At 38.9% G+C, this 21,901-nt stretch carries 15 protein-coding genes and 3 pseudogenes; 13 read left to right on the top strand and 5 right to left on the bottom strand.

From position 1 onward, the window contains the following. The first annotated feature begins 378 nt into the window (after positions 1–378). From LDO51_RS00290 to LDO51_RS00260, 7 genes are all read left to right on the top strand, one after another. Positions 379–984, top strand: a complete 606-nt coding sequence (locus tag LDO51_RS00290) for an ankyrin repeat domain-containing protein (protein ID WP_225575921.1) — start codon at positions 379–381, stop codon at positions 982–984. Positions 985–1,002: 18 nt separating this feature from the next. Next, positions 1,003–1,926 carry a DUF2877 domain-containing protein gene (locus tag LDO51_RS00285; RefSeq protein ID WP_225575920.1) on the top strand — a complete coding sequence of 308 codons (924 nt, stop codon included), beginning with the start codon at positions 1,003–1,005 and terminating at the stop codon, positions 1,924–1,926. After that, positions 1,916–3,466: an acyl-CoA synthetase FdrA gene (fdrA, locus tag LDO51_RS00280; RefSeq protein ID WP_225575919.1), complete on the top strand. Its 1,551-nt coding sequence runs from the start codon at positions 1,916–1,918 to the stop codon at positions 3,464–3,466. The genes LDO51_RS00285 and fdrA overlap by 11 nt, the downstream gene beginning before the upstream one ends. After that, positions 3,466–4,881 (top strand): DUF1116 domain-containing protein, encoded by a 1,416-nt coding sequence (locus LDO51_RS00275; RefSeq protein WP_225575918.1) that lies wholly within the window; start codon positions 3,466–3,468, stop codon positions 4,879–4,881. Before fdrA ends, LDO51_RS00275 begins: the two co-directional genes overlap by 1 nt. A 156-nt stretch (positions 4,882–5,037) precedes the next feature. After that, positions 5,038–6,600 carry a xanthine permease gene (locus tag LDO51_RS00270; protein ID WP_225575917.1) on the top strand — a complete coding sequence of 521 codons (1,563 nt, stop codon included), beginning with the start codon at positions 5,038–5,040 and terminating at the stop codon, positions 6,598–6,600. A 74-nt stretch (positions 6,601–6,674) separates the two neighbouring features. Then, positions 6,675–7,625 (top strand): carbamate kinase family protein, encoded by a 951-nt coding sequence (locus LDO51_RS00265; RefSeq protein WP_225575916.1) that lies wholly within the window; start codon positions 6,675–6,677, stop codon positions 7,623–7,625. Between the two features lie 57 nt (positions 7,626–7,682). Then, positions 7,683–9,065 (top strand): amidohydrolase family protein, encoded by a 1,383-nt coding sequence (locus LDO51_RS00260; protein WP_225575915.1) that lies wholly within the window; start codon positions 7,683–7,685, stop codon positions 9,063–9,065. 133 nt (positions 9,066–9,198) lie between these two features. On the opposite strand, the gene LDO51_RS00255 is transcribed toward LDO51_RS00260, so the two are convergent. The 3 genes from LDO51_RS00255 to LDO51_RS00245 form a co-directional block, all read right to left on the bottom strand. Continuing rightward, positions 9,199–10,227 carry an isoaspartyl peptidase/L-asparaginase family protein gene (locus tag LDO51_RS00255; RefSeq protein ID WP_225575914.1) on the bottom strand — a complete coding sequence of 343 codons (1,029 nt, stop codon included), beginning with the start codon at positions 10,225–10,227 and terminating at the stop codon, positions 9,199–9,201. Between the two features lie 220 nt (positions 10,228–10,447). Continuing rightward, positions 10,448–11,479 carry a methionine synthase gene (locus tag LDO51_RS00250; protein WP_225575913.1) on the bottom strand — a complete coding sequence of 344 codons (1,032 nt, stop codon included), beginning with the start codon at positions 11,477–11,479 and terminating at the stop codon, positions 10,448–10,450. A gap of 62 nt (positions 11,480–11,541) precedes the next feature. Then, positions 11,542–12,519, bottom strand: a complete 978-nt coding sequence (locus LDO51_RS00245; RefSeq protein WP_225575912.1) for a DUF1852 domain-containing protein — start codon at positions 12,517–12,519, stop codon at positions 11,542–11,544. A 368-nt stretch (positions 12,520–12,887) separates the two neighbouring features. Here LDO51_RS00245 and LDO51_RS00240 point away from each other — a divergent pair, with 368 nt between their 5' ends. The 4 genes and pseudogenes from LDO51_RS00240 (at position 12,888) to LDO51_RS00225 (ending at position 16,493) form a co-directional block, all read left to right on the top strand. Beyond that, positions 12,888–13,151, top strand: a complete 264-nt coding sequence (locus LDO51_RS00240; protein WP_225575911.1) for a type B 50S ribosomal protein L31 — start codon at positions 12,888–12,890, stop codon at positions 13,149–13,151. Then, positions 13,151–13,792 carry a metal-binding protein ZinT gene (gene zinT / locus LDO51_RS00235; protein WP_225575909.1) on the top strand — a complete coding sequence of 214 codons (642 nt, stop codon included), beginning with the start codon at positions 13,151–13,153 and terminating at the stop codon, positions 13,790–13,792. The genes LDO51_RS00240 and zinT overlap by 1 nt, the downstream gene beginning before the upstream one ends. Positions 13,793–14,097: 305 nt before the next feature. Beyond that, positions 14,098–14,299: pseudogene (locus tag LDO51_RS00230) on the top strand (IS3 family transposase); the annotation flags it as partial. A gap of 1,312 nt (positions 14,300–15,611) precedes the next feature. Further along, positions 15,612–16,493, top strand: a complete 882-nt coding sequence (locus tag LDO51_RS00225; protein WP_225575907.1) for a hypothetical protein — start codon at positions 15,612–15,614, stop codon at positions 16,491–16,493. A 334-nt stretch (positions 16,494–16,827) separates the two neighbouring features. Here the strand turns inward: LDO51_RS00225 and LDO51_RS00220 are convergent. Next, positions 16,828–16,950 (bottom strand): annotated as a pseudogene (locus LDO51_RS00220) (transposase); the annotation flags it as partial. A gap of 1,390 nt (positions 16,951–18,340) precedes the next feature. On the opposite strand from LDO51_RS00220, the gene LDO51_RS00215 reads away from it, so the two are divergent. Both LDO51_RS00215 and LDO51_RS00210 read left to right on the top strand, forming a co-directional pair. Continuing rightward, positions 18,341–19,198: a hypothetical protein gene (locus LDO51_RS00215; RefSeq protein WP_225575906.1), complete on the top strand. Its 858-nt coding sequence runs from the start codon at positions 18,341–18,343 to the stop codon at positions 19,196–19,198. A gap of 1,328 nt (positions 19,199–20,526) precedes the next feature. Further along, positions 20,527–21,384, top strand: a complete 858-nt coding sequence (locus LDO51_RS00210; RefSeq protein WP_225575905.1) for a hypothetical protein — start codon at positions 20,527–20,529, stop codon at positions 21,382–21,384. A gap of 369 nt (positions 21,385–21,753) precedes the next feature. Here LDO51_RS00210 and LDO51_RS19580 read toward each other — a convergent pair. Continuing rightward, positions 21,754–21,840: pseudogene (locus LDO51_RS19580) on the bottom strand (transposase); the annotation flags it as partial. Positions 21,841–21,901: the final 61 nt, after the last annotated feature.

Genomic DNA, 21,901 nt, shown 5'->3' with positions numbered 1-21,901 from the left:
GAAAAATTAGCCATTGGGAAACATTGAGTTAATAAACAAAAAAATCACAATTTTAACAATTTAAAAACCTTTGGCTTGATGGCTGTCACAAAATTGAAGAAAGAATAAATTGGCAAAAAGATTAACAAAATAATTTGGTTAAATTGAGTGAAAAATAGACAAAAAAACATCAATAAAGGTCAGTGAAGGATGCTTTCACGCACAAAAATGCCAGATTGTTGAATTTAAATCAATAATAAGGTAGCAGATTGATGAATTAAATTTAAATGGATTCTATTTATTAATGGCAGTTGCTATGCTCTAGCCATGCTAAATAATCTTTAATTCATATTTAATTTAGCTATTAGGAAATTTAAATAGCTAAATGTGGAGAGCGTTATGACAGAAAACACACTCGTTCAAGATTTTCTTAAAGCAGCAGAACAAGGCCAATTAGCTATTTTAAAAAGTTGCCTTGAAAAAGGTGTTGATATTAATAGTACCAATCGCCAAGGTCGTACTGCTATTGTGAATGCTAGTTTAAATCAGCACTATGAATGCGTTGATTTTCTTATTCATGCTGGCGCTGATATTAATAAACAAGACCAAACCTGTTTTAATCCATTTTTATTAAGTTGCTTAAATAATGATTTAACATTATTACGTTTGATATTACCTGCTAATCCTAATTTAGATTTATTAACCCGTTTTGGTGGTGTTGGGATCACGCCAGCTAGCGAAAAAGGGCATGTGGAAATTGTGCGTGAATTACTTGAAAACACGGACATTAATGTTAACCACACCAACTTTGTCGGCTGGACTCCATTGCTAGAAGCGATTGTGCTGAATGATGGTGGTATAAAACAGCAGCAAATCGTAAAAATGCTGTTAGAGCACGGTGCTAACCCACATATGACGGACAAATACGGTAAAAAACCGTTAGAGCTAGCACAGGAAAAAGGCTATCACGAAATCGCTGAATTATTGATTGCAGCGGGTGCGTAACCACCCATAAGGGGGATTGTGAACAGACACCAATCTCAGCGGCAAAGCATTTATGGGTTAACGGCTGATGCACATTTCTTGCATCTTTTGCATCAGCCATTACTAACAGGGAATGTAGAGCAAGTTTTTAATAAAGCCATTAATTTTTCTATTGGTAACCAACTTTATACCTTGCTTGGCTCGCAAACGGATAATGCACCTAATAGCTGCCGAATAATTAATAAAAATTTTTCATCATTAAGTATCATGGCAGGGGATTGTGTTTGTATTCTAAATAATGAAATACATATTGGTGAAAAATATAGTGTTTCATTTTTATTATGTAAAAAATGGGTTCCATCGACAGTTTATTTTATTAATGAAAAATTAACCGAGGAAAAATATCGTCATTTCCTTAAGTCTACAATTAACGAAATTGATTCTATTTTAAATAACCAAACAGATTCTCTTTTTAACTATCAAGGGGATAATTGTTTTTATCTTGAATCATCCAAAAAATTAAATGAATTACGTTTTAGTTTAATTAATTTATTTATCAATAAACGGCACCAGGCATTGACTAATATTGTGAGCCAGTTTGTTGGGCTAGGGATTGGGTTAACACCTTCGGGAGATGATTATTTAGTGGGATTAATGGCCTTTTTGCTGTTGAAACATCACCCTGCGAACTCTTTTCGTGCTGATTTCGTTCAAGGAATTATGCAGAGCAAGGCGAATACAACACCCATTAGTGCCATCACATTAGAAAAAGCATTAAACCAAGAGTATCGCGAAAATATGTATCAACTGATCCAATGTTTAGTTGATGGGCGAAAAACAAATATTTATCCACATATTCTAGAGATTTTAAATATCGGGTCTAGTTCAGGTTGCGACATGCTATTTGGTATTCGCGATGCACTGTTTCTAACCCATTATTTCGGAGAAACACATGTCGACTAAAGTTGTCATAAAAAAGAATACTTATTTTGATTCCGTGTCATTGATGTCTATTTCCACTAAAGCAAACCAGCTCGATAATGTTGAGCAAGCTTTTGTGGCAATGGCAACAGAAATGAATAAGGGCGTTTTAAGAAACTTAGGTTTATTAACGCCGGAATTAGAAGATGCAAAAAATGGCGATTTAATGATAGTGATTAAAGGGCCTAGTGATGATGCCAATGATGCGACATTAATTGCAATCGAAGAGCTGTTTAATAAGAAAAACCAAGGTGGTGGGCAGCATGAAGCCAAATACGCCACTATCAATTCTGCAAAAACGCACATTCCTGATGCCAACTTAGCGGTTATTTCGGTCAATGGGCAATTTGCGGCTCGTGAAGCGCGTATTGCACTAGAAAATGACCTCAACGTGATGCTGTTCTCCGATAACGTCTCGATTGATGATGAGCTGGCGCTGAAACAGTTAGCGAGTCAAAAAGGGTTATTGATGATGGGCCCAGATTGCGGTACGGCGATTATCAATGGTACAGCGTTGTGTTTTGGTAACAACGTTCGCCGCGGTAGCATCGGGATTATTGGTGCTTCAGGCACAGGTAGCCAAGAACTGAGTGTCCGTATCCATGAATTCGGTGCCGGGGTTTCTCAGCTAATTGGTACGGGTGGTCGTGATCTGAGTGAAAAAATTGGCGGCATCATGATGATTGATGCACTTAAAATGCTGGATGCGGATGATGAAACCCAAGTCATTGCACTCATTTCTAAGCCACCAGCACCTATGGTTGCCAAAAAAGTGTTAGAACAAGCTGAAAAATGTCATAAGCCAGTGGTGGTTTGTTTCTTAGGTAGTCAACCGTTACCGGATGATAAACCAGGCTTAATCTTTGCCCAAGGTACTAAAGAAGCCGCTCTGAAAGCCGTTTTACTGACTGGCATTCGCAAAGAGGATTTAGATCTTCATCCTCTTAATTTACCTTTAATTGACGAAGTTAGAGCGTTACTCAAACCGGAACAAAAATACATTCGCGGTCTTTTCTGTGGCGGTACATTGTGTGATGAAGCGATGTTTGCAGCGCTGGAAAAATACGATGATGTCTACAGCAATATTCAGCCTAACCCTGACTACCGTCTGAAAGATATCAATAAGAGTGTCGCCCATACCTTCCTCGATTTTGGTGATGATGATTTTACCAACGGTAAGCCACATCCAATGATTGACCCGACAAACCGCATCGAACGTTTATTGCAAGAAGCTCGTGACCCGGAAGTTGGTGTGATCATGATGGATTTCGTGCTTGGCTTTGGCTCTCATGAAGATCCGGTCGGTGTCATGATTGAGGCTATTAAAACGGCAAAAGAGGTAGCGAAACAAGAAGGACGCGAACTGGTGATCCTCGGCTATGTGCTGGGCACTGACCAAGATACGCCATCGATGGATGCACAGGTCAAGATGCTCACTGACGCAGGCGTGATTTGGGCGAGTAGCAGTACCAATACAGGTTTATTAGGACGTGAGTTTGTCTGGAAAGGGGAGAAAGCGTAATGACTTCATTATTTAAACAACCATTGAACGTTATTAATATCGGCATTGAGATGTTCAGTGATGATCTGAAAAAACAACACGTTCCGGTGACTCAACTGAACTGGACGCCGCCGGGACAAGGTAACATTGCCGTGATCCGTGCCCTTGACCAAATTGAAGGCAACGCCGCGTTACAAGAAAAAATCGCAGCAGCGAACGCACAAGCGCTTGAGCGCATTATTCAATCCCAGCCAGTGCTCGTGGGTTATGATCAAGCCATTAATGTAGTACCGGGCATGACGAAAAACACCATTCTACATGCCGGTCCGCCAGTAGCATGGAAGGATATGTGTGGCGCGATGAAAGGCGCGGTGACAGGCGCTTTAGTTTTTGAAGGATTGGCGAAAGACTTAGCGGATGCGGAACGTGTTGCGGCTTCTGGTGACGTTATCTTTTCCCCATGCCATGAACATGATTGCGTAGGTTCAATGGCTGGCGTGACATCGGCATCGATGTTTATGCACATTGTCGAAAACAAAACTTACGGCAACCGCGCATTCACTAACCTAAGTGAGCAGATGGCAAAAATTCTACGCATGGGTGCCAATGACCAAAGCGTTATTGACCGCTTGAATTGGATGCGTGATGTGCTGGGTCCTATGCTGCGTGACGCCATGAAAATCGTGGGTGAAATCGACCTACGTTTAATGTTGGCGCAAGCGTTACATATGGGTGATGAATGCCATAACCGTAACAATGCGGGAACAACATTGCTGATCCAAGCGCTGACTACGGGAATTATTCAAACTAATTTTACGGTTGCACAGCAAAAAGAAGTGTTTGATTTCGTTGCAAGTAGCGACTATTTCTCGGGTCCTACATGGATGGCAATGTGTAAAGCCTCAATGGATGCGGCGCACGGTATTGAATACAGCACCGTCGTGACCACCATGGCGCGTAATGGTTATGAGTTTGGTTTACGCATTAGCGGGTTACCGGGGCAATGGTTCACAGGTCCCTCTCAGCAAGTGATTGGCCCAATGTTCGCAGGTTATAAACCGGAAGACTCAGGTTTAGATATTGGTGACTCGGCTATCACGGAAACTTACGGTATTGGTGGATTTGCGATGGCAACAGCGCCAGCTATCGTCGCACTCGTTGGGGGAACTGTTGAAGAAGCAGTGGATTTCTCTCGCCAAATGCGAGAAATCACCCTTGGAGAGAACCCGAATGTCACCATTCCATTATTAGGTTTTATGGGAATTCCGACAGCCATTGATATCACGAAAGTTGCCGCTAGTGGCATTCTTCCGGTGATTAACACAGCGATTGCGCATAAAGATGCGGGTATTGGAATGATAGGGGCAGGGATTGTACATCCTCCGTTTGATTGCTTCGAAAAAGCGATGCTGTCTTACGCGAAACACTATGCATAGTGGTATTGAGCCCAAAACTCACTAAGCAAAAAATAATGCCCGGCTTCGGTCGGGCGATAAAAATAAAGCAACGCATTCCCTGAATTATTCAGTGGCATAAGAGATAGACCGTCAACAACGTGCTGCTTAAGGTGTGAAGGGAATGGGAGTAAGAATATGAGTCTATTAAATATTAAATGGAAACGTGGTGATTTGGCAGCCTATTTTGGTTTGATGACCAATAACCTCACAAACCTACTCACCATGATGGGCTTACTGATTTTTGTTGTCGGCATCCCAGCGGAAATTGTTTATGGTCGTATCGCTCCAGCGTTTGGTTTTGCTGTATTGCTTGCCAGTGTAAGTTACGCTTACTTTGGTCAGCAGATGATCAAACAAACGGGACGAAATGACGTCACGGCACTACCTTCAGGGCCAAGCGCACCTTCTATCTTCACTGTTACCTTCTTAGTGATCATGCCAGTTTACCAAACCACCAAAGATCCTGAATTTGCTCTGCAAATTGCGTTAGTCTGGTGCTTTGTGGAATCAATGATTTTAGTGGGTGGATCTTTCCTCGGTGAAACCATCCGTAAGATGATCCCACGTACCGTCTTATTATCGTGCTTATCGGGTCTCGGATTATTGTTACTGGCAATGAACCCGATGCTACAAGCATTTGAAGCACCAACGGTTTCGTTTATTGTCCTGCTGTTAATTTTCATCAACTGGTTTGGTAAAAAGCCGATCTTTGCACGTATTCCTACTGGGTTGTTACTGCTTATCGCAGGTTCTGCCCTAGCATGGATTTCTGGCTTACAAAGCCCGGAAGCGATTACAGCGTCAATGGCATCATTTGGTTTTAACCCGCCAAGTATCCATGTGGATAGCTTCTTCCAAGGTTTACCTCACGCACTGCCGTACTTGGCCTCAGCGGTACCTTTAGGTTTAGCGAACTATATCTTCGACCTTGAAAATATTGAAAGTGCTCACGCAGCGGGTGATGAATACAACACACGTAAAGTGATGTTAGCAAACGGTTTATCTTCAACCGTGGGTGTCGTGCTGGGTAACCCATTCCCTGTGACTGTGTATGTGGGTCATGCGGGTTGGAAAGCGATGGGCGCGAGTGTGGGTTATACCTTAGCATCCGGTATCACCATGTTTATCGTCCCGTTATTTGGTATCGGAGCATTTATGCTCGCGGTGATCCCAATGACGGCCATTGTCCCTATCTTAGTGTTTATCGGCGTAGTGACAGCCAACCAAGTGGTACGAGAAACACCGAAAGTCGAAGTGCCTGTGATTTTCATCTGTCTATTCCCATGGATTGCGAACTGGGCATTGACGATGGTTAATAGTGTCATGGGAGCGGCAGGTACGTCTGCAAGCGCCATTGGTACGGAAGTTCTGTTACATAAAGGTGTTTACTATCAAGGTCTGGTTCACTTAGGTAACGGCGCACCGCTGGCAAGTATGTTATGGGGCTGTATCGCTATCTTCGCTATCTTAAACAAGCCGTTACGTGGTGCGATTGCGGCGGCAGTGGGTGCGGTTCTGGTCTTTTTCGGTATCATTCATTCTCCGGCAGTGGGAATTGCGACAGGTTCAACATTGATGTTTGTCTACGCATACCTCATGATGGCGGCTTTGTTTGTTATCAAACATTTTTTAGATGGTCGCCAATCAGTGGAGCAGCAACAAGCTGAAAAAGCTGAAAAGCTCAGCAAATCAGCGTAATACGCCAATCCATATAGTGGGTGCACGCGGTGCACCTGCTATCTGCTAAATTATCGGTATCAGGATCCTTAATCATGAAAGAACTCGTGGTTGTTGCCATCGGGGGCAACAGTATTATTAAAGATAACAGCAGCCAATCCATTGAAGCTCAAGAAAAAGCGGTTCAAGAAGTGGCTCAGCACATCAGCGATATGCTCAAGGGCAATTACAATATTGTGCTGACTCACGGTAATGGGCCACAGGTAGGGTTGGATTTGCGCCGTGCTGAAATTGCTCATGTGACTGAAGGCTTACCGCTGACACCTCTGGCAAACTGTGTGGCGGATACGCAAGGGGGGATTGGTTATTTAGTCCAACAAGCACTCACTAACGTATTAGCTAAACAGCAACATCGCCAAGCAGTAACGGTAGTTACTCAAGTGGAAGTCGATAAAAATGACCCGAACTTTGCTGCACCGACTAAGCCGATTGGCGCATTTTTCAGTAAAGAGCAAGCGGAGGTATTGCAGCAAGAAAATCCTGATTGGCACTTTATTGAAGATTCTGGGCGTGGATATCGCCGTGTGGTGGCATCCCCTGAACCGAAACGTGTCATTGAGTCAGCGGCAATTCGTACATTGACCGAACATGATTATGTGGTTGTTGCGGCAGGCGGCGGAGGGATCCCTGTTGTGAATAATGGGCAGGGCGGTTATCAAAGTGTGGATGCGGTTATTGATAAAGATTTATCGACCACGCTACTGGCGAAAGAGCTCAATGCGGACATTTTAATCATCACCACGGGCGTTGAAAAAGTGTGTATTCACTTTGGCAAACCGGAACAAAAAGCCCTTGGTGAAACCTCAACGACAGATATGCAGCGCTATATGGAAGAGGGGCACTTCCCGGCGGGGAGCATGCTACCGAAAATCGAAGCCAGTTTATCGTTTATCGCTAATGGCGGTAAGCGCGTGATTATTACCACGCCTGAAGCGCTACCTGCGGCATTACGCGGTGAGACGGGAACCCATATTATTCAAGGCTAAGCCTCACTCGTTCGGCTTCATATGATGAGGTCGAACTCTCGATGATAAGGAGTTGCTATGAATGTAGAACAGTTATCTGGTCGTAGAGAGTTTCTGACGACAGGTGCAAAAGTGGTGGCGGCTTGTACATTATTAGGTTCAGTATCTGCGAGTGCGGCGCCACAAATCGTACCGCAGTCCGGAGTTTCTCGTATCACAGATAAACATTATTATCTTGATGATGCGTTGCTGGAAACAGGCTTTAATTTCCGTGAAGGTACAGTGACTGGAACTCAAACGGCATTACAAACCATCGAAATTAATGATGGCAAAATCGTGGCGGTGTTACCCAATAAACAGCACCCAAATGCCGTTCTGAATGCGTACAGTGCGCAAGGCAAATTGATGCTTCCTGCATTTCGAGATATGCATATTCATCTGGATAAAACCTTTTACGGAGGACCTTGGCAAGCGCCACAGTCCCGTGAAGGTAAAACCATTATGGATATGATAACCCTTGAGCAGAAAATGTTGCCTGAATTACAGCCTTTTACGCAAGAAAGGGCGCATGCGCTGATTGATTTAATTCAATCTCACGGTTCGACCATCGCACGCAGTCATTGCAATATTGAGCCTGTTTCTGGATTAAAAAACCTTGAAGCACTGCAAACAGTGTTAGATAAGCGCCAGCAAGATTTCACGTGCGAAATTGTGGCCTTCCCTCAACATGGTTTACTGCTTTCAAAATCAGAGCCTTTGATGCGAGAAGCGATGCAAGCAGGGGCACACTATGTGGGTGGGTTAGACCCGACTAATGTCGATGGTGCGATGGAAAAATCCCTTGATGCGATGTTTCAGATTGCATTGGACTATAACAAAGGCGTCGATATCCATCTGCATGAGACCAGCCCCGCAGGACTTGCGGCTATCAACTATATGATAAAAACAGTTGATGAAAACCGCAGTTTGCGAGGCAAGGTTACGATTAGTCATGCATTTGCGTTAGCCATGCTAAATCCTGAAGATGCCGATGCGATGGCAAAACGCTTGGCTGAGCAACAGATCACTATAGCGTCGACAGTGCCTATCGGTACACTACATATGCCATTAAAAACGCTGAATAAAAATGGTGTGTTTGTGATGACAGGGACTGACAGTGTGATAGATCACTGGTCGCCATTTGGTCTCGGAGATATGTTAGAAAAAGCCAATTTATATGCGCAGTTGTACACGCGCCCTGATGAGTTGGCATTATCTCGCTCCCTTGCTATTGCCACGGGCAATGTATTACCACTGGATGAAAAGGGCAAGCAAGTGTGGCCAGCGAAAGGGGATGATGCCAGTTTTGTGCTGGTGGATGCCTCTTGTTCAGCTGAGGCCGTTGCACGTATCTCTCCAAGGCAAGCCGCGTTCCATAAAGGGTATTTAGCCAGTGGTTCAGTTGAAAAGTCATTGGGCTGAGAGCCATTGTTTATAGAGACATAGTCCGTAGAGACATAGTTTATAGAAACGTGCTTATAGAGATATCGTTTATAAAGCCCACATTGGTGGGCTTTATTATTTTTAGGGTGTAGCGAGTTTAAATGCGAGGAACTTAATCGTTTTTATAAATCGCGACCTGAGGTTTACCATCATTACCGATGGTTCCACGGTACATCCCTTCTGAATTAAACTCCATCGCGTAGTTACCGGATTTATCCAACACAATCACACCACCACTTCCGTTTAGCTCTTTGACTTCATCCAGTGCATTGCGGGCGGCTTGGTCGATAGGCGTTTTGTTGTATTTGACTTGGGCGGCGATATTATGGGCGGTAGCCGTACGGATAAACATCTCGCCGGAGCCTGTGGCTGAAACGGCGACGGTATTGTTGTCAGCGTAGTTCCCCGCACCAATGATTGGGGAATCACCGACGCGACCGAAGCGTTTGTTGGTCATGCCACCTGTGGATGTCCCAGCAGCGATATTACCGTTTTTATCGAGAGCGACCGCGCCAACAGTGCCATATTTGTAGTCATACATCATAGGGTCAACAAAGAGAGCGGCGGTTTTACCATCATGGTCGAGTACCACTTTCTCTTTTTCTTTGGCTTTTTGAAGTTGCTGCCAACGGAAATCAGTTCGGAAATACGATGGATCAACGATTTCAAGACCTTGTTCCGCGGCGAATTGCTCGGCACCTTTAGAAACCATCATGACATGAGGGCTTTTAGTCATGACGGCATATGCGGCATTAATCGGGTTTTTAATATTGGTGACACCAGCAACAGCACCCGCTTTACGGTTGCTGCCATCCATGATCGATGCATCCATTTCATTTTTACCTTCATGGGTAAATACGGCACCTTTTCCTGCATTAAATAGTGGGGAATCCTCCATTACGTTAATAGAAGCTTGTACCGCATCAAGGCTGCTGCCACCTTTGTTGAGTACCGCATAGCCTGCTTCTAAGGCTTCGGTTAGTTTTGCTTGATACTCTTTTTCTTGTTCTGGAGTAATGGTGCTTTTGGTAATGGTACCGGCTCCCCCGTGGATCACTAATCGGATTGGTGGCTCGCTTGCGGCATAAGCGTGCAGAGAAAATGAAGCTGCCAATAAACATCCTAGTAGAGATAATTTCATGATTATTTCCTTCCAGTTATTTTGTTATTAGTCACTTTTTGAGTAAAAAAAGTATAGAAGGGAAAATACGTAGTCAGCAATATTGATCGAGGGATTCTGTGATAATGACTGAAAGAATCACTGAAATTTTCAGTAAATGTGAAGAAGGGTTGCGAGTGGCGATGAAAAGTTCAAAACGTTGATATTTGGCGATGGGTAAGATCGCCAAATCTGGGTTAATTTATTTTGCACCAAGTTCTTTGCGGATGATCTCTGCGCCTGCACTTAACGCGTTGAGTTTACCTCTGGCAACATCGCGAGATAATGGTGCCATGCCACAGTTAGTTGATGGGTAAAGTTTGTCTGCATCAACAAATTGCAGGGCTTTTCGCAATGTATTGGCGACTTCTTCCGGGGTTTCGACAGTGTTGGTTGCCACGTCAATTGCGCCGACCATGACTTTTTTACCGCGGATAAGTTCAATCAAGTCCATCGGGACGTTGGAGTTTTGGCATTCCAGTGAAACGATATCGATATTTGAGCTTTGCAGTTTCGGGAAAGCTTCTTCGTATTGTCGCCACTCAGAGCCCAACGTTTTTTTCCAATCGGTGTTGGCTTTGATGCCATAACCATAACAGATATGTACCGCAGTTTCGCATTTTAGTCCTTCAATGGCTCTTTCGAGCGCAGCGATCCCCCAGTCATTAACTTCATCAAAAAATACGTTAAATGCGGGTTCATCAAATTGGATTATATCGACGCCAGCGGCTTCTAACTCTCTGGCTTCTTGGTTAAGGATTTTAGCAAACTCCCACGCTAATTTTTCGCGGCTTTTATAGTGGCTATCATAGAGCGTGTCGATCATGGTCATCGGACCTGGTAATGCCCATTTTATCGGTTTGTCAGTGAGTTGACGCAGATACTTGGCATCATCCACAAACACTGGTTTTTGGCGAGCAACAGCGCCTACAACAGTCGGTACGCTGGCATCGTAACGGTCACGAATTTTGACCACTTGGCGTTTTTCAAAATCGACGCCACTCAAGTGTTCAATAAAAGTGGTGACAAAGTGTTGGCGAGTTTGTTCGCCATCGCTCACGATGTCGATACCCGCACGTAATTGATCGTCCAGTGATAAACGCAGGGCATCTTGTTTGCCCGCGATAAGTTCTTCGTTGCTCAATTTCCATGGCGACCAGAGTTTTTCTGGTTCTGCTAACCAAGATGGTTTCGGTAAGCTACCGGCTGTGGAAGTGGGTAATAATATTTTCATTGCAGGTGACCTTTTATTTTATTTTTATTAATGCGCGAGTTTTATTAAAGCGAACGGTTTTATTAACTTGAATAGCTTGCTGACCATTTTTCAAGGATCGTTTGGTAAGGTTTAATGAAGTGCTCTTCAGTAAATTTACCTTGTTCAATGGCAAGCTGGCTGCGTTCTTCACGGTCATAAACAATTTTGGTTAATGAGTAATCTTGTTGATTTAAGCTCGGTTGATAGCATTCACCAGCCACCGCGTTGGCATTATAAATTTCAGGGCGATAAATTTTTTGGAATGTTTCCATAGTGCTAATAGTGCTGATTAACTCAAGGTTGGTGTAGTCGCTCAGCAAGTCTCCCGTAAAATAAAAGGCTAAAGGGGCAACGCTATTTTTCGGCATAAAGTAACGGACTTGTAAGCCCATCTTGCCGAAGTATTGTTCCGTTAAAGATGCATTACTTGGCTGATATTCAATGCCTAATATAGGATGTTGATTCCCAGTGCGATGGTAGGTATCTCTATTTGAGACACTTAAACAGATCACTGGAGATTTATTAAAGTTTGCTTTGTACTCTTTGGAATTAATAAACGATTTAAAAATATTGCCATGCAGGCAGCCAAATTTAGTCGGAATGCTAAACTCTGCTTGGTTTTTATTATGTTCCAAGAGTAAAACGCTAAAATCATAATCCCGTACGTAAGATGAAAAATTATTCCCCACAATTCCTTCAGTACGTTGCTGCGTTTTTTTGTCAATAATGTTGGTTTTTAATATTTCAATGACAGGGAAGGTACTGCCATTTTCTTCAATATTCATCTCGACAGAGATAATTTCCAACTCAACAGCATAGCGATCGTTTTTAGGGTTATCCCAATACGCCAGTGAATTGAAGCGGTTGTTGATCATCACCAGTGCGTTACGCAGGTTTTCTTGGCGGTTTTTCCCTCGGGCTAAATTCGCAAAGTTGGTGGTAATTCGCGTGTTTTCCGATGGATTGTAATTTTCATCAAAAAGGCTGCGGGTAATATTAAAGGTAAATTCTGTATTCATGATTTTTGCATCCTAGCTCTAATAGGAAAACGGCATTTAGTTCTTGATTACAGAGATGTTGCACGTTTTCTCATTCATCAATTTTTATGTAGCCAGTAAGTTAATATATTTAATTTATGCCAGAGCAGGGCGGGGAGTTAAAGCGACTTAATTTCATTTCCAACATGAAGAAATTTCATGATCAGAGTTCAAGATAAAGGAAATTCAAGTTTATTTGTTGTTGATGGGATTCTGTGCAAATTATTTCAATGCATCTTAAGCCGATGGTTATCGTGTATTTCCCACATAAAATACAAGGTTAAAAAAGAGTAGTCAATCGCGCTAAAAAATATTAATGTTATATTATAACATAACAAAAGGAGCCATTGATGAAGCCAAATATTCATCCAAGTTACCGGGAAGTGATCTTTCACGATACCGCGGCAGATGCTTATTTCAAGGTTGGGTCAACCATAAAAACAGAAAGAACCATTGAGTTTGAAGGACGGAGTTATCCATATGTTCCTCTCGATGTTTCCTCGCATTCACACCCGTTTTATACAGGGAAACAGAAAACCCATTCACAGGAAGGGAATGTTGCTCGCTTTAATAAGCGTTTTGGGCATTTTGTTCAAACGAGAGAGGAAAAATAATGACAAAGAAGATTCTTTCACTGCTTGTGTTAGCCAGTTTATTCAGTCACACCGCGATGGCGCATGGACATCATCATGATAAGCCGCAGACCGAAGCACAACGTAATGCTGCAAACGGTATTTTCGAAGATAGTAATGTTAAAAACCGTAAATTGAGTGATTGGGACGGTGTTTGGCAATCTGTGGAGCCTTATCTTTCAGATGGAACGTTAGATCCGGTAATGCAGGATAAGGCTGCAAAGAATAAAGATAAAACAGCGCAAGAGTATCGAGATTATTATGCCAAAGGGTATAAAACCGATGTGGATATGATTGGTATTGAGAACAATATTATTGAATTCCACCGAGGCGATAAGGTCGCTCAGTGTCAATATGATTATGCGGGTTACCGAGTTTTAAATTATTCTTCAGGCAAGAAGGGCGTCCGTTATTTATTTGAATGTAAAGATAAAAACAGCCAAGCCCCTAAATTTATCCAGTTTAGTGATCATATTATTGCCCCAGAGAAAGCCGGGCATTTTCATCTTTATATGGGGAGTGAATCTCAAGAGGTTTTATTGACTCAGTTAGAGAATTGGCCAACATATTATCCATATTCTATGAAAGGAAAGGATATTGTGCATGAAATGATGCACCATTGATTTTTGTGATGCTTAAGGTGGTTGGAGTCATTAGGTAATATTAGACAACGTAGGATATAAAAAGCCCGCTAATTATGAATTGGCGGGCTAGCGGAGTTTGAATCAAGGGTAATAAATTTTTTAAAATCAAAATTCAAGTTTAATTTTAATTTTAAGTAAAATAATAACTGATTTTTCAGAGTGTAAAAATATGGGGTTAATAAATAGTATTTATATTTATATTTATATTTATATTTATATTTATATTTATATTAATTTATCATGGGAATATAGAAGCAGCCTTCGATTTTTACATGATAAATTAATCAAAGTATGGCGGTATGGAAGTTAATAATGTAAAGCGATTAAAAGAGCTTGAAGATGAAAACGTGAAACTGAAAAAGCGCTTTGCAAAAAAGAGTTGGCAGTGGCTGAAAAGAGATACTGTATTCCATCATAAAAGAGGCTGGCTTATCAGTCAGTAAGGCTTGCAATCTGACGTTGTTGTCACGATCCTCGTTTTACCGTCAGCGAATAGGCTCGTGTAAAAAAAAACGAACGTGTCATCAGGGGGGTTGACCATTTAAAAACCGAAAGAGGGTTACTAAAGTAGATCCGAGTCGATAATGGCCCTGTACTAATTTCAGTTAATAGATTGAATTATATGGAGTAAATGCAAAAATTGTATAAGACAATCACATTTAAATAAAAGGTGTTAACTGAGTATTTAATGTGCTATTGAGCGAAATTTAATATTTAATATTTAATATTTAATTTTGATGGAACTTTATGATCAAGAAATTGATTAAGAACGAATATACTAATTTTTCCATACAGAATAGATTATAATATTATGTAAATATTAGTTTTATAATTTTTTTTTATCGTCTTATTGTGATTTTTTTTAGCTAAAAACACCATCTTTAATAGATTGTCATAAATGGACATTTCGTAACTAATTATAATTGTTGATTTGATTAAATTACGTCACGCTATATTGGTGTTATTTCATAATTTTATCTTTTTTTATAAATTTCACATAATTTGATTTTTATTAAATAATTCTTTAAGTTATATACCTCTTGGCATATAGAGCATATTTAAATAGTTATAGTAACAAGTGGGATTAATATGAAGATAATAGCCTTAGAGGCTAAAGTTATCTATTTAGGAAGTTGATGTGCTTATCATTTTATTTTTGTCTCTTCTATGTGAATAGAAACTCGTCGGCAATGAAAAAAAGAATATTGAGTGGAAAAGACCTCGACCTACTATTATGTCTATCTCAACAGCAAGTATTTTGCTATGAGTGTGGCGAATGTAATGTTTCTGTGGGGACATTAATTCAAATTTTGACCATGTTTAATATGTCAACGGGTGAATTTTTCAAGAAAGTATTTTTACTGCCACGAATAAACGAAAGCGATTATTTGCTGTTCCCGTAAAACGAACAGGTGCTGAATTGGAAGGGGATTTTACGGTAACAGGAGCTTTGAATATTGATTTCAATAGATTCATCATGAAGGGAAGCATAACTATAGCGCGAGGTAAATTCGCAGTGGTAAGCAATTTTTTATTAGATTGTGAATAAATTAATCGTGGTTTTTTAAACATGAAGATTTCTAATACTACATTAGATTGAAGTTAATGTGTTTGTAAATTTAACCCAAAAAATTTTGGTGTTTTTTGTAAGTCATAAATTCAAAAATTTACAAAAATTATTATTCCAGTATTTCAATAAATATTGAGTGAATAATTTTAAAAAATAAATATATTTAACTAATATAGGTTAATAAAGAGCACTCAGTGTGTGTTTAGATTTAAATAAAGGTATAGTGAAATGAGATTATTATTTGTTCTCCTTTTTTTTTCTATCAATGTTAATGCAGAGATTAAAACTAAGTTTATCAGTGATGAATCGTATGACTTAGTTGCGTATGGTACTTTAGATGAAAGCGCAATTAGGCTTGAAGTTGTAGGTGAAAGTCCAGGTACTGTTGGTCTCATCAAGATGTATTATATGACGCCTATTGGTGTACGGCTAGGGCCTCAGTATTATGAACGACCAGTATGTCCTTTACCGTTTGATTTATATGATCCTTTCCCGTATGATTCATATGAGTTGTCGGAATACGAAAGAAAAGAAGTAATCGCTACTTTTAATGAGGCTTTCAGCTCCGGCATGAGAATGTATCCTCATACTTCACCAGAATCATATATTCCTAAAAGCGATATTTCAGGAGTTATGTTTAATTCTATTGGTAGACCTCATTATGGTAATTTCTGTTGCAATAATCTTTCTTCATCACGAACTGTTTGTCTTGGGACACCAGTAAATGGAAGCTTCACTGATGTTCCTATTGAAATATCATCGTGCCATTTAAATAATCAAGACTTGACATTTAATTTTTCATCAACAAGTTTGAATGCATCCGGATTAAATAAAAGTTCTTCATTATCAATAAATTGTACTCAAGGGGCTGCAAGTAACTATACTTTACGTTTAACGAGTGCTAGCGCATCTAATGGAAAGTTAGATTTTGGTAATGGTGTTTTAGCATCAATATCCATAGATGGAAAAGAAATACAAGCCAATGGAACCGCAATCGAATTGGAGAATCTAACATCTCGTGATTTTAATGTGAATGCAGCCTTAGCTGGAACGGCATCTTCATCTGGTACTTTTAATACGAATGGGATTTTAGTTTTAGAATCCTGGTAAAATACAGTCTAGGCTTCTTTTAAAGTGTATTTACACAGAGTTACTCATTGCAGCTATCAAAGTGGAGCATAAGCCAATTTTTGACTGAACTTCAATTTTGGATTAACAAGCCCCACTTTTTTGATGATTTCCTGTACGTATATACAAACGCTACATATTATTAGCATGAAGTTCAGAAAGTGCTCATGGTTAGGAACCTCAATCAATAAAGTGGCACATTATGAGGATATTTTGATGTCTGTACCCTCATTAAATTCTAGCCATTTTATTTCGCCATGCTGACAGTAAGGCTGCGGTATGACTGCCTTTTTCTGCATTCATAAACCGCAGCCGGTTTCCACTTTGTGACTGAGTAAGAAATGCTGGCCTCCCGGTAGACATCTTTCACAGTTCGTCCGACTTCAACCGACTTAATCACAGCGATGATCTGATGCTCAGTAAAACGAGCTTTGCCCATAGCTATCTCCTTCGTTGGCAGATTGATTATGCGGGATACTTACCAGTCAGTAAGGCTTGCAATCTGACGTTGTTGTCACGATCCTCGTTTTACCGTCAGCGAATAGGCTCGTGTAAAAAAACCGAACGTGTCATCAGGGGGTTGACCATTTAAAAACCGAAAGAGGGTTACTAAAGTAGATCCGAGTCGATAATGGTCCTGTACTAATTTCAGTGAATAGATTGAATTATATGGAGTAAATGCAGGGATTGTATAAGACAATCACATTTAAATAAAAGGTGTTAACTGAGTATTTAATGTGCTATTGAGCGAAATTTAATATTTAATTTTGATGGAACTTTATGATCAAGAAATTCATTAAGAACGAACATACTAATTTTTCCGTGAAGAATAGATTATAATATTATGTAAATATTAGGTTTATAATTTTTTTTTACCGTCTTATTATGATTTTTTTAGCTAAAAACACCATCGTTAATAGATTGTCATAAGTGGATATTTCGTAACTAATTATAATTGTTGATTTGATTAAATTGCGTTACGCCATATTGGTGTTATTTCATAATGTTATCTTTTTTTATAAATTTCACATAATTTGATTTTTATTAAATAATTCTTTAAATTATATACCTCTTAGCATACAGAGCATATTTAAATAGTTATAGTAACAAGTGGGATTAATATGAAGATAATAGCCTTAGAGGCTAAAGTTATCTATTTAGGAAGTTGATGTGCTTATCATTTTATTTTTGCCTCTTCTATGTGAATAGAAGCTCGTCGGCAATGAAAAAAATATTGAGTGGAAAAGACCTCGACCTACTATTATGTCTGTCTCAACAGCAAGTATCTTGCTATGAGTGTGGCGAATGTAATGTTTCTGTGGGGACATTAATTCAGATTTTGACCATATTTAATATGTCAACGGGTGAGTTTTTCAAGAAAGTATTTTTACTGCCATGAATAAATTAAAGCGATTATTTGCTGTTCCCGTAAAACGAACAGGTGCTGAATTGGAAGGGGATTTTACGGTAACAGGAGCTTTGAATATTGATTTTCAATAGATTCATCATGAAGGGAAGCATAACTATAGCGCGAGGTAAATTCGCAGTGGTAAGCAATTTTTTATTAGATTATGAATAAATTAATCGTGGTTTTTTAAACATGAAGATTTCTAATACTACATTAGATTGAAGTTAATGTGTTTATAAATTTAACCCAAAAAATTTTGGTGTTTTTTGTAAATCATAAATTCAAAAACTTACAAAAACTATTACTCCAGTATTTAAATAAATATTGAGTGAATAATTTTAAAAAAATAAATATATTTAACTAATATAGGTTAATAAAGAGCACTCAGTGTGTGTTTAGATTTAAATAAAGGTATAGTGAAATGAGATTATTATTTGTTCTCCTTTTTTTTTCTATCAATGTTAATGCAGAGATTAAAACTAAGTTTATCAGTGATGAATCGTATGACTTAGTTGCGTATGGTACTTTAGATGAAAGCGCAATTAGGCTTGAAGTTGTAGGTGAAAGTTCAGGTACTGTTGCTCTCATCAAGATGTATTATATGACGCCTATTGGTATACGGCTAGGGCCTCAGTATTATGAACGACCAGTATGTCCTTTACCGTTTGATTCATATGTGTTGTCGGAATCCGAAAGAAAAGAAGTAATCGCTACTTTTAATGAGGCTTTCAGCTCCGGCATGAGAATGTATCCTCATACTTCACCAGAATCATATATTCCTAAAAGCGATATTTCAGGAGTTGTGTTTAATTCTATTGGTAGACCTCATTATGGTAATTTCTGTTGCAATAATCTTTCTTCACCACGAACTGTTTGTCTTGGGACACCAGTAAATGGAAGCTTCACTGATGTTCCTATTGAAATATCATCGTGCCATTTAAATAATCAAGACTTGACATTTAATTTTTCATCAACAAGTTTGAATGCATCCGGATTAAATAAAAGTTCTTCATTATCAATAAATTGTACTCAAGGGGCTGCAAGTAACTATACTTTACGTTTAACGAGTGCTAGCGCATCTAATGGAAAGTTAGATTTTGGTAATGGTGTTTTAGCATCGATATCCATAGATGGAAAAGAAATACAAGCCAATGGAACCGCAATCGAATTGGAGAATCTAACATCTCGTGATTTTAATGTGAATGCAGCCTTAGCTGGAACAGCATCTTCATCTGGTACTTTTAATACGAATGGGATTTTAGTTTTAGAATCCTGGTAAAATACAGTCTAGGCGTCTTTTAAAGTGTATTTACACAGAGTTACTCATTGCAGCTATCAAAGTGGAGCATAAGCCAATTTTTGACTGAACTTCAATTTTGGATTAACAAGCCCCACTTTTTTGATGATTTCCTGTACGTATATACAAACTTCAGTTAATAGATTGAATTATATGGAGTAAATGCAAAAATTGTATAAGACAATCACATTTAAATAAAAGGTGTTAACTGAGTATTTAATGTGCTATTGAGCGAAATTTAATATTTAATTTTGATGGAACTTTATGATCAAGAAATTGATTAAGAACGAACATACTAATTTTTCCATACAGAATAGATTATAATATTATGTAAATATTAGGTTTATAATTTTTTTTATCGTCTTATTGTGGTTTTTTTAGCTAAAAACACCATCTTTAATAGATTGTCATAAATGGACATTTCGTAACTAATTATAATTGTTGATTTGATTAAATTACGTCACGCCATATTGGTGTTATTTCATAATGTTATCTTTTTTTATAAATTTCACATAATTTGATTTTTATTAAATAATTATTTAAATTATATACCTCTTAGCATACAGAGCATATTTAAATAGTTATAGTAACAAGTGGGATTAATATGAAGATAATAGCCTTAGAGGCTAAAGTTATCTATTTAGGAAGTTGATGTGCTTATCATTTTATTTTTGTCTCTTCTATGTGAATAGAAACTCGTCGGCAATGAAAAAAATATTGAGTGGAAAAGACCTCGACCTACTATTATGTCTGTCTCAACAGCAAGTATCTTGCTATGAGTGTGGCGAATGTAATGTTTCTGTGGGGACATTAATTCAGATTTTGACCATATTTAATATGTCAACGGGTGAGTTTTTCAAGAAAGTATTTTTACTGCCATGAATAAATTAAAGCGATTATTTGCTGTTCCCGTAAAACGAACAGGTGCTGAATTGGAAGGGGATTTTACGGTAACAGGAGCTTTGAATATTGATTTTCAATAGATTCATCATGAAGGGAAGCATAACTATAGCGCGAGGTAAATTCGCAGTGATAAGCAATTTTTTATTAGATTATGAATAAATTAATCGTGTTTTTTAAACATGAAGATTTCTAATACTACATTAGATTGAAGTTAATGTGTTTGTAAATTTAACCCAAAAAATTTTGGTATTTTTTGTAAATCATAAATTCAAAAATTTACAAAAATTATTACTCCAGTATTTCAATAAATATTGAGTGAATAATTTTAAAAAATAAATATATTTAACTAATATAGGTTAATAAAGAGCACTCAGTGTGTGTTTAGATTTAAATAAAGGTATAGTGAAATGAGATTATTATTTGTTCTCCTTTTTTTTTCTATCAATGTTAATGCAGAGATTAAAACTAAGTTTATCAGTGATGAATCGTATGACTTAGTTGCGTATGGTACTTTAGATGAAAGCGCAATTAGGCTTGAAGTTGTAGGTGTAAGTTCAGGTTCTGTTGATATCATCAAGATGTATTATATAACGCCTATTGGTATACGGCTAGGGGTTCAGTATTATGAACGACCAGTATGTCCTTTCCCGTCTGATTCATATGTGTTGTCGGAATCCGAAAGAAAAGAAATAATCGCTACTTTTAATGAGGTTTTCAGCTCCGGCATGAGAATGTATCCTTATACTTCACCAGAATCATATATTCCTAAAAGCGATATTTCAGGAGTTATGTTTAATTCTATTGGTAGACCTCATTATGGTAATTTCTGTTGCAATAATCTTTCTTCACCACGAGCTGTTTGTCTTGGGACACCAGTAAATGGAAGCTTCACTGATGTTCCTATTGAAATATCATCGTGCCATTTAAATAATCAAGACTTGACATTTAATTTTTCATCAACAAGTTTGAATGCATCCGGATTAAATAAAAGTTCTTCATTATCAATAAATTGTACTCAAGGGGCTGCAAGTAACTATACTTTACGTTTGACGAGTGCTAGCGCATCTAATGGAAAGTTAGATTTTGGTAATGGTGTTTTAGCATCGATATCCCTAGATGGAAAAGAAATACAAGCCAATGGAACCGCAATCGAATTGGAGAATCTAACATCTCGTGATTTTAATGTGAATGCAGCCTTAGCTGGAACAGCATCTTCATCTGGTACTTTTAATACGAATGGGATTTTAGTTTTAGAATCCTGGTAAAATACAGTCTAGGCGTCTTTTAAAGTGTATTTACACAGAGTTACTCATTGCAGCTATCAAAGTGGAGCATAAGCCAATTTTTGACTGAACTTCAATTTTGGATTAACAAGCCCCACTTTTTTGATGATTTCCTGTACGTATATACAAACGTTACATATTATTAGCATGAAGTTCAGAAAGTGCTCATGGTTAGGAACCTCAATCAATAAAGTGGCACATTATGAGGATATTTTGATGTCTGTACCCTCATTAAATTCTGGCCATTTTATTTCGCCTTGCTGACACTAAGGCTGCGGTATGACTGCCTTTTTCGGCATTCATAAACCGCAGCCGGTTTCCACTTTGTGACTGAGTAAGAAATGCTGGCCCCCGGTAGACATCTTTCACAGTTCGTCCGACTTCAACCGACTTAATCACAGCGATGATCTGATGCTCAGTAAAACGAGCTTTGCCCATAGCTATCTCCTTCGTTGGCAGATTGATTATGCGGGATACTTACAATTGAAATATTCGCTCA

This window comes from Providencia alcalifaciens (genome assembly GCF_020271745.1).
Classification (GTDB): Bacteria; Pseudomonadota; Gammaproteobacteria; order Enterobacterales; family Enterobacteriaceae; genus Providencia; species Providencia alcalifaciens_B.
The sequence above is the reverse complement of the archived record's forward strand: the minus strand, read 5'-3'. Positions and strand labels throughout refer to the sequence as shown.